The following is an 11,333-nucleotide window of genomic DNA, read 5'->3' on the forward strand; positions in this document are numbered from 1 at the left end:
TCAGATGTGCGGAACGTTGTCGGGGATGTCGTAGAACGTCGGGTGCCGGTACACCTTGTCGCCGCTGGGCGCGAAGAACGGGTCCTTCTCGTCCGGCGAGGACGCCGTGATGGCGCTCGCCCGCACGACCCAGATCGACACACCCTCGTTGCGACGGGTGTAGAGATCACGGGCATGGTGCAGCGCCATGTCGTCGTCGGCGGCGTGCAGCGAACCCACGTGCACATGGTTCAGGCCGCGCTTGCCCCGGACGAACACCTCGTACAACGGCCAGTCGTGCTTCATGCCGAACCCTTCTTCGCTGCGTGCGCGACAGCTGCTTCGCGCACCCACGCGCCGTCTTCCTGTGCCCGGCGCCGGTGCGCGACACGCTGGGCGTTGCAAGGACCGTTGCCCTTCAACACGTTCTTGAACTCTTCCCAGTCCACCGCGCCGAAGTCGTAATGCCCGCGCTCGGGGTTCCACTTCAGCTCCGGATCCGGGAAGGTGACGCCCAGCGCTTCCGCCTGCGGAACGGACATGTCGACAAAGCGCTGGCGCAGCTCGTCGTTGGTGTGCCGCTTGACCTTCCACGCCATCGACTGCGCGGTGTTCGGCGATTCCGCGTCCGGCGGGCCGAACATCATCAGCGACGGCCACCACCAGCGGTTCACCGCCTCCTGCACCATTTCCCGCTGCTTTTCCGTGCCGCGCATCATGGTCATCAGCAGTTCGAAGCCCTGCCGCTGATGGAAGGACTCCTCCTTGCAGATGCGGATCATGGCGCGCGCGTACGGCCCGTAGGAACTGCGGCACAACGGGACCTGGTTGCAGATGGCCGCGCCGTCGACCAGCCAGCCGATCACGCCGACGTCGGCGAAGGTCAGCGCCGGATAGTTGAAGATCGACGAGTACTTCTGCCTGCCGTTGATGAGCTTGTCGGTCAGGTCCGCCCGGTCGGCGCCGAGCGTGGCGGCCGCCGAGTACAGGTACAGCCCGTGCCCGGCCTCGTCCTGCACCTTCGCGAGCAGGATCGCCTTGCGCCGCAAGGAAGGCGCGCGGGTGATCCAGTTGCCTTCCGGCTGCATGCCGATGATCTCCGAATGCGCGTGCTGCGCGATCTGCCGGATCATCGTCTTGCGGTAGCCCTCGGGCACCCAGTCGCGCGGCTCGATGCGCTGATCACGCGCGATGGTCGCCTCGAAATGCTGTTCGAGGTCTTCCTCGGACACGGTGGCTGTCATGACTGCTCCTTGGCGACCAGGGTGAGCACGTCGTACTTGGCGACCGAATCGCCGTCCTGGTTGGTCACGTCGGCGTCCCAGCGGACCTCGCCGTACTCCTGGTCGATGCGCGGGGTGATCTGCTTGGCGGTCAGGGTCACGGTCAACGAGTCGTCGACCTTGACCGGGGTGAGGAACCGCAGGTTCTCCAGACCGTAGTTGGCCAGCACCGGGCCGGGCTCCGGCGAGACGAACAGGCCCGCGGCGAACGAGACCACGAGGTATCCGTGCGCCACGATGCCGCCGAACAGCGGGTTCGCCGCGGCCGCCTCGGGATCGGTGTGCGCGTAGAAGGTGTCGCCGGTGAACTCGGCGAAGTGGTCGACGTCGGCTTGCGTGACCTGACGCGGCCCGGCGACCACGGAGTCGCCGATCTTGAGTTCCGCCAAGGACTTCCGGAACGGATGGACGTCACTCTCGGTGCGCGGGGCGCCCGCGACCCAGCGGCCGGTGACCGTGCTGAGCACCTTCGGGCTGCCCTGGACGGCGGTGCGCTGCATATGGTGCAGCACGCCGCGGATCCCGCCCATCTCCTCGCCACCACCGGCGCGACCGGGGCCGCCGTGGACCAGCTGCGGCATCGGCGAACCGTGGCCGGTGGACTCCTTGGCGTCGTCGGCGTCGAGCACCAGCAGACGGCCGTGGAACGGCGCGACACCGAGGACGACCTCGCGCACGAACTCCTGGTCCGCGGAAACGACGGAACCCACGAGGCTGCCGCCGCCGCGGGCGGCGAGTTCGACGACCTGTTCGGTGGAGGTGTAGGGCAGCAACGTCGAGACCGGGCCGAACGCCTCGACCTCGTGCGGCTCGGAACGCTCCGGGTCGGCCTTCAGCAGCACCGGCGAGATGAACGCACCGCGCTCGGCGTCCGCGCCGACGACCTCGACCTGCTCCGGGTCACCGAAGACGACCGTGCCGACGTCCAGCAGCGCCTTCAGCGACCGCCGGACCTCCTCACGCTGCTCCAGGCTGGCCAGCGCGCCCATCCGGACACCCTCGGCGGTGGGATTGCCGACGGTGACCTTCGCCAACCGCGCGCTCGCGGCCTCGGCGACGTCGTCCAGCAGGTCCGCGGGCACGAACGCGCGACGGATCGCGGTGCACTTCTGGCCTGCCTTGACCGTCATTTCGGTGGTCAGCTGCTTGACGAAGAGGTCGAACTCGGTGGTGCCGGGTTTGGCGTCCGGACCGAGGATCGACAGGTTGAGCGAGTCGGCCTCGGCGTTGAACCGGACGGAGTTGCGCACGATCGCCGGATGCGCGCGCAGCTTCTGCGCCGTCGAGGCGGAACCGGTGAAGGAGACGAGGTCCTGCGCGGTGACGTGGTCGAGCAGGTCACCGACGCTGCCGGCGACGAACTGCAGCGTGCCCTCGGGCAGGATGCCGGAGTCGATGATGATCTCGACCAGCCGCGCGGTCAGGTACGCGGTCTGGCTGGCCGGCTTGATCAGGCTCGGCACCCCGGCGAGGAACGCGGGAGCGAACTTCTCCAGCGGGCCCCAGACCGGGAAGTTGAAGGCGTTGATCTGGACGGCGACGCCGCGCAGCGGGACGGCGATGTGCTGGGCGACGAAGGTGCCGCCCTTGCTCAGCGGCTCCACGTTGCCGTCGACGTAGACGGTGTCGTTCGGCAGTTCGCGCTTGCCCTTGCTGGAGTAGGCGAACAGGACGCCGATGCCGCCGTCGATGTCGACCATCGAGTCGGTCTTGGTCGCACCCGTGCGCGCCGACAGCGCGTACAGCTCGTCGCGGTGTTCGCGCAGGTGGGAGGCCAGTGCCTTCAGCAGTGCGGCGCGCTGGTGGAAGGTCAGTGCACGCAGCGCGGGTCCGCCGACGCGGCGGCCGTACTCCAGGGCGGCGGCGAAGTCGATGCCCTCGGACGAGACCCGGGCGACCTCCTCGCCGGTCGAGGCGTCGTGCAGCGGTACGCCGTCGTTGTCCGCCGTGTGCCATCCGCCGGAGACGTAGCTGCGCAGCAATGCCATGTGGCGACCCTTCGAATATGGTGAATTACAGACCGTCCGTTCAGTAATTCACTGTAGCTCGCGTCCCGGGTCTTGCAAACCCCCGGACGGCGGCGGATCCTTGACATCCACCCGGAGGCGCGCTTTTACTGGCGACATCTTCAACAACCGTCCATTCGGTCAGTAACTCACGAGGCGGTGCCTTGACTACCAACGCGGCCCACGCGATGTTCACCGGCGACCGGGCGTCGAACGCGCTGGGCATCGAGCTGATCGAGGCGGCCGAAGGGCACGCGGTCGCCTCGATGAAGATCACCGAGACGATGGTGAACGGCCACGACATCGCGCACGGTGGCTATGTCTTCCTGCTGGCCGACACGACGTTCGCGTGCGCCTGCAACAGTCATGGCCCGGTCACCGTCGCCGCGGGCGCGGAGATCTCCTTCGTCGCCGCCGGACGCCTCGGCGACCACCTCATCGCCACCGCCACCGAGCGGACCCGCTACGGCCGCAACGGCATCTACGACGTCACCGTGCACCGGGAGACCCCCGACGGGCCGGAGGTCGTCGCCGAATTCCGCGGCCGCAGCCGCACCATCGAGAAGGCATGACGATGACTTTCCGCGACGACGCCGAGAACCTGACCATCGACGAACTCCAGGCTCTGCAACTGAACCGCCTCCGGTGGACACTGCGGCACGCCTACGACAACGTGCCGTTCTACACCAGGAAGTTCGACGAGGCAGGCGTCCACCCGGACGACTGCAAAGCGCTCGAAGACCTGGCGAAGTTCCCCTTCACCACCAAGCAGGACCTGCGCGACAACTACCCGTTCGGCATGTTCGCCGTACCGGAAGCGCAGGTCAGCCGGATCCACGCGTCCAGCGGCACCACCGGCAAGCCGACCGTCGTCGGCTACACCGCCGACGACATCGACACCTGGGCGACGGTGATGGCGCGCTCGATCCGCGCGGCGGGCGGACGGCCGGGCGACAAGGTCCACGTCGCCTACGGGTACGGGTTGTTCACCGGCGGCCTCGGCGCGCACTACGGCGCCGAGAAACTGGGCTGCACGGTGATTCCCGCGTCCGGTGGCATGACAGCGCGCCAGGTGCAGATCATCACCGACTTCAAACCCGAGATCATCATGGTCACGCCGTCGTACATGCTCACGCTGCTCGACGAATTCGAGCGCCAGGGCATCGACCCGCGGGCCGGTTCGCTCAAGGTCGGCATCTTCGGCGCGGAACCGTGGACCGAACAGATGCGCGCCGAGATCGAGGAACGCGTCGGCATCGACGCCGTCGACATCTACGGCCTGTCCGAGGTGATGGGCCCCGGCGTCGCGCAGGAATGCGTCGAGACCAAGGACGGCCTGCACATCTGGGAGGACCACTTCTTCCCCGAGGTGATCGACCCGTTCACCGAGAAGCCGATCGACGACACCGGGGAACTGCTGTTCACCTCGCTCACCAAACAGGCGCTGCCGATCATCCGCTACCGCACCCGCGACCTCACCCGGCTGCTGCCGGGCACCGCGCGGCCGGCGTACCGGCGGATGGAGAAGGTGACCGGACGCACCGATGACATGATCATCCTGCGTGGCGTCAACGTCTTCCCCACGCAGATCGAGGAAGTCGTGCTGGTGACCCCCGCGCTCGCCCCGCATTTCCAGCTGGTCCGGTCGACGAAGGGCCGGATGGACCATCTGACGGTGCGCGTCGAAGCCCGCCAGGACGCGACGGCCGAGCAGCGCGCGGAGGCCGCCGCGCGGCTGATCGCCGGGGTCAAGGACGGGGTCGGCGTGAGCGTCGGCGTCGAAGTGGTCGACCCGGACACGCTGGAGCGTTCGCTGGGCAAGATGCGCCGCGTACTCGACGAGCGGGACCGCGGTTGAGCACCCCCGCCCGCCGGGGGCGTCCCGGCTACGACCTCGAATCGCTGCTGCAGGTCGCGGTCAAGCTGTTCAACGAACGCGGCTACGACGGCACCAGCATGGAGGACCTCTCCCGCAAGCTCGGCATCACGAAATCCGCGATCTACCACCACGTGCCGAGCAAGGAGGAACTGCTGCGGCTCGCCGTCGACCGCGCGCTGAACGGCCTGTTCGCCGTCGCAGCCGAGACGGAGTCCTTCGAGGGCAGGGCGATCGAGAAGCTGGAGCATCTGGTGCGGGGCAGTGTCCTCGTGCTGGTCGAGCAGCTGCCGTTCGTGACCCTGCTGCTGCGGGTGCGCGGCAACACCAAGATCGAACGGGCGGCGCTCGCGCGGCGGCGCGAGTTCGACCGGCTGGTCACGGAACTGGTGAAACAGGCCGAAACCGAGGGTGACGTCCGGCCCGACATCGATCCGGCGGTCACCGCGCGACTGTTGTACGGCATGGTGAACTCGCTGATCGAGTGGTACCGGCCGCGCCGGGGTTCGGCGGGGACGGAACTGGCGGACGCGGTGTGCAAGATCGCGTTCGACGGTTTGCGGACGCAGTAGCGGGCTACTCCCCCGCGGCCTTCGGCGGCTGTCGCGCCTGCCAGATCAGCGCGTCCCGCAGCTGCTGGATGAGCTGTTCGTCGTCGGCCTCCGACGGATCGACGCCGAGCGGGATCCACCGTTCGCCGACCTCGGTGCCATTCTCGAAGCTGGTGATCACGATCCCGGCATAGGAGACGGTTTCGTCCCCGGTGTCACCTTGGATCCGGACGTCACGATGCTGCAGCCGCACACTGACCCACCGTCCGGGGCGACACACCGGTTCGCGTTCGGCACTGGCCATTCGTCCCTACCTATGACGCCCGGTCCCTCGCCCCCAACGTCGTACGCGGGCCCCGGAGGGTTACCGGCCGGTTGTTCCGGTTCAGTAACGGCACCGCTCGCGTGAAACGGTTACGCTCGGCCCATGAGCAGGCGATGCTCGACCCATCGCCGGGCCGCCGCGGTGACCCCGGCGCGCATCGGCAGCGGATCGGTGTGGTGCAGGTAGGTCCACATCCCCAGCAGCGCGACGGAGAAGGCGGTCAGGGCCTCGGGTGAGACGCCGGGCCAGGCGAACGTGGTGGCCGCCCAGTGCTCGGCGGTTCCCGGGTCGTGGCCCTGATCGATGAGGCGGACCACGAGATGCGCGGCGTCGATCCATGCCGCGCCGGTCTGAGACCAGGCCCAATCGATCACCCAAGCGCGACCGCCGCCGACCAAGATGTTGAGCTGGTGCAGGTCGGTGTGGATCAGGCTGTCCCCCACGGTCGCTTCGATCCCCTTGGCCTCCAGTTCCACGAGAAGGTCGAGTCGGTCCCGGCTCCACTGGTCCAGTCCGGCGAGCGGCTGGTGGCGCAAGCGGCGCCAGCCCGCCATCCACGCCATTTTCTCGGACAGCACCGGGACATTCGGCGCCGTGAAGCCACCCAGTTCCCGGGCCATGACGGATACTGCCTCAGCCACCAACGGCAGGTCCTTCGAACCAGGCGAAAGATCGGCATGGCGGCCGGTGATATGGCGGAAGCCGAGCACGAGCCAGCCATCCGCCTCGACTTTCCACAGCAGACGTGGCGATATGGCCGGAGGCAGATACGGGGCGATATCCGCCTCATGGCGGTGCATCGCTCCCCGCTTGCTTCCGGCGTCGGCAATACCTTTGCAGAACACCGCTTCCCCCCGCGTGTGCAGCGTGGCGGCGAAGTCGGAGTTACGCCCGGCCGCGGGTGTCTCGACTCGGCTCACGGGTCCCGTCTCGGCCTCGATCGCGGCGCGCACGGTGCCGGGGAGGCCGTTCCAGGTATGGCTCATACGTCCTCAGCTAGCGGGTGGCGGATCGTCCGCACAGCCGTTCTTGCATTGCGAGCAGTTCACGTCGTACTCGCCCATGGCGGCGGGCCACAATGCGGGGTCGACAGCGTATCCCGCCCGTTCGATCGCGGTCACCGTACGCATCAGCGTGGCGCGGGCGGCCTCTCCTGACGCTTCCGGATCCCCCTCCGAAGTGGGCACATGATGAAGGAACCTGCCCGCGATCCGGGCACAGAAATCCGCGTAGTCACGCGTGTGAAGAATGAAGGCGTGCCAGCCGATGTCCACCGGCTCGCTCGGGGCAAGACGCTCACCGCTATTGCGGGCAGACGCGGCGAGGAACGCCAGAGTCTGATCGACGATACGTTCGGCCAGGTCGCGATCCAGGTTCTCGCCTGCGACTATCCGGCGGGCGAGCCGGTCGAACAACGAGTCGGGCACCAGGGTGCGGCCAGTGGCGGATGGGCTCAGGACAGCGGTCACGGGTTCTCCTCTGGTTGATCGAATCGATGGGCCGCCTGTCACGGCCACATTCCCAGCGTGAACGTCCATGACCAGCTAAAACACAGCCTCAAGACATGCTTTTCCACTATCCCACTGCCCGTTTCCTGCCTTTCGAGCAGAGAACGGGAGCGTGGTCGGAGGCGGTAGCCTGCGACACCGTGGACCTTCTCCCCTTCAGCGAATACGCCGCCTCCCTCAATCGGAAGCGCGCTGCCGCCGGTGTGCTGCTCCGCGACGAACGGTCACGCGTACTGCTGGTCGAGACCACATACAAAGCCGAATGGGAGATTCCGGGCGGTGCGGTCGAAGCGGACGAAGCCCCGTGGACAACGGCGGCACGCGAACTCCACGAAGAGCTGGGTATCACCCGCCCTCTCGGCACGCTGCTGGTCATCGACCACATCCGCGCGCAAGAGGTGATGCCGGAAGGGCTGGCCTTCGTGTTCGACGGCGGCCTCATCACCGAAGACGAGGTCCGAGATATCCGATCGACCGATCCGGAGATCCAATCAGTCGGGCTGTACACGCTGGAAGAGGCCGAGAAGCTGGTGAAGTCCACTCTCCATGCCCGGCTCGGCGCCGCGTTGCGTTCGGTGGAGAGCGGAGTGATCGTGTTCTGTGAGGGTGGCCGCCCAGCGGCGACAGTCCGGAGCTAGTGCACTTCGGAGGGGGAAGATGTCCGGCTCGCTGGCAGAGAACCTGGCGCGTTTCCGGAAGGCGCGAAATCTGTCCCAAGAAGAACTGGCCGCGGCGGCGGACGTCGAAGCTCGGGATCTCGCACCCGACTGGGTTCAACGTCAGCCGCTTGGCGCCACTGTCACGCGCGGCCTGGTGGACACGGCCACTCGAAGACGAGGAGGGCATTTCGCAGGGCTCGCCGCGCACTACGGGGTTCTCTGACAACGGTTACGCTCGGCCCATGAGCACCGATCCGGAGATCCGGCGGCGCCGACTCGAACCGGCCGCCCGGCGTGCGGAGATCCTGGCCGCGGCACGACGGCTGTTCGGCGCGGGTACGTACGCCTCGGTGTCGACCTCGGACATCGCGAAGGCCGCCGGCGTGGCCAGGCCGCTGATCAACCACTACTTCGGCGGCAAACGCGAGCTGTACCTCGAAGTCGTCCGGCAGATGATGATCGTGCCCGCGCCGGTGATCGAGAACCTGCCGGACACGACCGCCGAAGAGCGGCTCGAGATCAGTGTCCGGCACTGGATCGAGGTCGTCGAACGCAACGAACAGGCGTGGCTGACCGCGATCGGCCAGGAAGCCGTCGGCCGCGACCCGGACATCGAGCGGATCATGCTGGAGGGTGACGAGATCGCCGCCGACCGTGTCCTCGCGGCCGCGCTGATGAGCGACATCACCGAAGGCCGCGAAGAACTCCGCGCGATGATCCGCTCGTACGGCGGGATGCTGCGCGCCGCGTCACGCGAGTGGCTGATCCGCGGCACGCTCGACCGCGAGGAGCTGCGGGTCTTCCTCACCGATTCGATCCTGCATCTGCTGCGGGTCACTTACCCGGCCGTGCTCGCAACGCGTTCCGCCGGGCATAAGCCGCCGGCGTCATCCCCTTCCAGCGTTTGAAGGCGTAGATGAAACTCGACGCCTCGGCGTAGCCCAGCCGCAGCGCGACGTCCTCGACGCTGAGCACGCCGGTGTCGAGCATCTCCTCCGCCAGCGCCTGGCGGACCTCGTCGAGCAGCGCGCGGTAGCCGGTCCCGGCTTCGAACAGGCGGCGTCGCAGCGTGCGGGGACTGAGCGCGAGCCGCCGCGCGACCTCGTCCATCCCGGCGTCGACCCCGCCGAGCCGCACCAGCCGTTCCCGGACCTGCTGCGCGATCCCGGATCGTTCGCGTTTCCGGGACACCAGCAGATCGCATTGCGCGGCGCAGACCGCGACCGTCTGGTCGTTGGCCTGCGGCAGCGGTTTGTCGAGCAGGAGCGGGTCCAGGGTGGCGACCTGCGAGCGGGCGGAGAACGAGGGCGCCAGCCCGAACGTCCGCACGTATTCGTCCACAGTGGAGGGACGTTCGTGCCGGAACGCCAAGGAACGCAACGAGATGTCCGGCAGGATGTCGCGCATGACGGTGTGGATGGCGCCGAGGTCGCGCAGCGTCAGGAAGCGGGCGACGTCGCCGGGCACCCGGCTGTCGTCCATGGTCAGCGCGAGCCGTCCGGCCTCGACGGTCACGTGCGGGATGCAGAAGGTGAAGCTCAGGTCCAGGTAACGGAGGGCGAAGCGCATCGCGTCACCCAGCGTCGGGCTGCTGATGCACGCGAAGCCGAAGATGCCGAACGCGCTGACGCGGTAGCGCCTGCTCAGCCGCAGCGCGACGTCGTCCCCGCCACCGAGCCCGCGGATCAGCTCGCGGACCACGGCGAGTTCCTGGCGCGCGTCGACCTGACCGTCCACGGGGGCGTGCTCGTAGTGGGTCAGTCCGGCGACGCCGTGCTCGACGGCGAAGCGGGCCATGAGCACGATGCTCGCCGTGCCACGGGGGTAGTCCCAATCGCGGATCACCGGCGGCGGTAGTTCCATGGCCGGGATTATGGATCCCGGCAGCGGTCGGCGCATTGAGGACCGTAACTGTCCTTGATCCCGTTTAAGGTGAACGGCATGTCCGACACGTTGAGCAGGCGCGCGCTGAACCGCGCCATGCTGGACCGGCAGCTGCTGCTCCGGCGTTCGAAGATGACCGCGCTCGAAGCGGTCGAGCATCTCGCCGGGCTGCAGGCGCAGGCGCCCAACCCGCCGTACTTCGCGCTGTGGACGCGGCTGCACGGCTTCCGCCAGGACGACCTGGCGAACCTCTTACTGGACAAGAGCGTCGTGCGGATCGCGCTCATGCGCGGCACCGTCCACTTGGTGACGCCGTCGGACGCGCTGGCGTGGCGGCCGATCGTGCAGCCCCTCTACGACCGCTCGGTGACCGGCAACACCCAGTTCGGCCCCGACATCAAAGATCTCGACCACCAGGAGATCGCCCGCACCGCCCGCAAACTGCTCGGCGAGCGGCCGCATTCGTCGGCTGGCCTCGGCGCGGAACTCGCGAAGCACTGGGAAGGCGTCGCGCCGTCGTCGCTGGTGCACGTCGCGCGGGCTCTGCTGCCGCTGGTGCAGATCCCGCCGCGCGGCGTCTGGGGCAAGTCCGGGCAGCCGACGTACCAGACCACCGGGGACTGGCTGGGCGCCGAGCCGGACGCCACGCCATCGCCGGAAGCGATGTTCCGGCGCTATCTGGCGGCATTCGGGCCCGCCAGTGTGCAGGACGCGCAGGCGTGGGCCGGGATCACGAAACTCGGCGAGGTCGCCGAGCGAATGCGGCCGGAGCTGCGGACGTTCCGTGACGAGAACGGACGTGAGCTGTTCGACCTGCCGGACGCGCCCCGGCCGGATCCGGACACCCCCGCGCCGCCGCGGCTGCTGGGGCCGTTCGACCAGACCATCCTGTCCTACGCCGACCGCACGCGGGTGATCAGCGACGAGTACCGCAAGGTCATCATCACGCAGAACGGCCTGGTCAAGGGCACCATCCTGGTCGACGGGACCGTCAAGGGCTGGTGGGAGATCAAGGCGGCGAAGAAGGCGGCTTCGGTCGTCATCACGCCGTTCGAACGCGTTCCGAAGCGTGATCTGGAGGCCCTCGAAAGCTCCGCGCATCGCCTCCTGGCCTGGGCGCACCCCACGTCCGAGTCGCACTCCGTGCATTTCGTCCTCTGAATGCGGTAGTTCGCACTACCAACTACCGCATTTAGAGGACGAAATGCGGGGGGCGCGTGGCCGGAAATCTCGATTGAGTGGCCGGACGTGCACTTCCGGGT

General features: G+C 67.9%; 14 protein-coding genes. 7 read left to right on the forward strand and 7 right to left on the reverse strand.

The features are described from left to right. From paaB to paaZ, 3 genes are read right to left on the reverse strand one after another with little or no spacing between them, the layout of a single operon-like run. Positions 1-285, reverse strand: a complete 285-nt coding sequence (gene paaB, locus ACZ7KI_RS00155) for a 1,2-phenylacetyl-CoA epoxidase subunit PaaB (RefSeq protein ID WP_037303338.1) — start codon at positions 283-285, stop codon at positions 1-3. Next, complete coding sequence (paaA, locus tag ACZ7KI_RS00160; RefSeq protein WP_470271051.1) at positions 282-1,223, reverse strand: 1,2-phenylacetyl-CoA epoxidase subunit PaaA; 942 nt, start codon at positions 1,221-1,223, stop codon at positions 282-284. The genes paaB and paaA overlap by 4 nt, the downstream gene beginning before the upstream one ends. Beyond that, positions 1,220-3,250: a phenylacetic acid degradation bifunctional protein PaaZ gene (paaZ, locus tag ACZ7KI_RS00165; protein ID WP_470271052.1), complete on the reverse strand. Its 2,031-nt coding sequence runs from the start codon at positions 3,248-3,250 to the stop codon at positions 1,220-1,222. Before paaZ ends, paaA begins: the two co-directional genes overlap by 4 nt. 206 nt (positions 3,251-3,456) lie before the next feature. On the opposite strand from paaZ, the gene paaI reads away from it, so the two are divergent. Genes paaI through ACZ7KI_RS00180 form a run of 3 tightly spaced genes read left to right on the forward strand, consistent with a single transcriptional unit; the run spans position 3,457 to position 5,716 of the window. Further along, on the forward strand, positions 3,457-3,840 hold the full coding sequence (gene paaI, locus ACZ7KI_RS00170; protein ID WP_470271428.1) for a hydroxyphenylacetyl-CoA thioesterase PaaI: 384 nt from the start codon (positions 3,457-3,459) through the stop codon (positions 3,838-3,840). Continuing rightward, complete coding sequence (gene paaK, locus ACZ7KI_RS00175) at positions 3,837-5,126, forward strand: phenylacetate--CoA ligase PaaK (RefSeq protein ID WP_470271053.1); 1,290 nt, start codon at positions 3,837-3,839, stop codon at positions 5,124-5,126. The genes paaI and paaK overlap by 4 nt, the downstream gene beginning before the upstream one ends. Then, positions 5,123-5,716 (forward strand): TetR/AcrR family transcriptional regulator, encoded by a 594-nt coding sequence (locus ACZ7KI_RS00180; protein WP_044856178.1) that lies wholly within the window; start codon positions 5,123-5,125, stop codon positions 5,714-5,716. Before paaK ends, ACZ7KI_RS00180 begins: the two co-directional genes overlap by 4 nt. 4 nt (positions 5,717-5,720) lie before the next feature. Here ACZ7KI_RS00180 and ACZ7KI_RS00185 read toward each other — a convergent pair whose 3' ends face one another. The 3 genes from ACZ7KI_RS00185 to ACZ7KI_RS00195 all read right to left on the reverse strand — a co-directional run bounded on the left by ACZ7KI_RS00185 (position 5,721) and on the right by ACZ7KI_RS00195 (position 7,489). Next, positions 5,721-5,999, reverse strand: a complete 279-nt coding sequence (locus ACZ7KI_RS00185; protein ID WP_465501560.1) for a hypothetical protein — start codon at positions 5,997-5,999, stop codon at positions 5,721-5,723. 110 nt (positions 6,000-6,109) lie between these two features. After that, positions 6,110-7,006 carry a phosphotransferase gene (locus ACZ7KI_RS00190; RefSeq protein WP_470271054.1) on the reverse strand — a complete coding sequence of 299 codons (897 nt, stop codon included), beginning with the start codon at positions 7,004-7,006 and terminating at the stop codon, positions 6,110-6,112. A 6-nt stretch (positions 7,007-7,012) separates the two neighbouring features. Next, entirely contained in the window at positions 7,013-7,489 is a 477-nt protein-coding gene (locus ACZ7KI_RS00195) for a glycine-rich domain-containing protein (protein ID WP_470271055.1), read from the reverse strand. A gap of 179 nt (positions 7,490-7,668) precedes the next feature. Here ACZ7KI_RS00195 and ACZ7KI_RS00200 point away from each other — a divergent pair, with 179 nt between their 5' ends. The 3 genes from ACZ7KI_RS00200 to ACZ7KI_RS00210 are packed head-to-tail and all read left to right on the forward strand — an operon-like array spanning position 7,669 to position 9,095. Beyond that, entirely contained in the window at positions 7,669-8,166 is a 498-nt protein-coding gene (locus ACZ7KI_RS00200; RefSeq protein WP_470271056.1) for an NUDIX domain-containing protein, read from the forward strand. Between the two features lie 19 nt (positions 8,167-8,185). After that, positions 8,186-8,410, forward strand: a complete 225-nt coding sequence (locus tag ACZ7KI_RS00205; RefSeq protein WP_470271057.1) for a hypothetical protein — start codon at positions 8,186-8,188, stop codon at positions 8,408-8,410. 19 nt (positions 8,411-8,429) lie between these two features. Then, on the forward strand, positions 8,430-9,095 hold the full coding sequence (locus ACZ7KI_RS00210) for a TetR/AcrR family transcriptional regulator (RefSeq protein WP_465464208.1): 666 nt from the start codon (positions 8,430-8,432) through the stop codon (positions 9,093-9,095). On the opposite strand, the gene ACZ7KI_RS00215 is transcribed toward ACZ7KI_RS00210, so the two are convergent. Beyond that, on the reverse strand, positions 9,022-10,050 hold the full coding sequence (locus tag ACZ7KI_RS00215; protein ID WP_470271058.1) for an AraC family transcriptional regulator: 1,029 nt from the start codon (positions 10,048-10,050) through the stop codon (positions 9,022-9,024). The genes ACZ7KI_RS00210 and ACZ7KI_RS00215 overlap by 74 nt on opposite strands. A gap of 78 nt (positions 10,051-10,128) precedes the next feature. On the opposite strand from ACZ7KI_RS00215, the gene ACZ7KI_RS00220 reads away from it, so the two are divergent. Further along, on the forward strand, positions 10,129-11,232 hold the full coding sequence (locus tag ACZ7KI_RS00220; RefSeq protein ID WP_470271059.1) for a winged helix DNA-binding domain-containing protein: 1,104 nt from the start codon (positions 10,129-10,131) through the stop codon (positions 11,230-11,232). The last annotated feature ends 101 nt before the right edge of the window (positions 11,233-11,333 follow it).

The sequence above is a fragment of the Amycolatopsis sp. NPDC039088 genome (genome assembly GCF_055598845.1).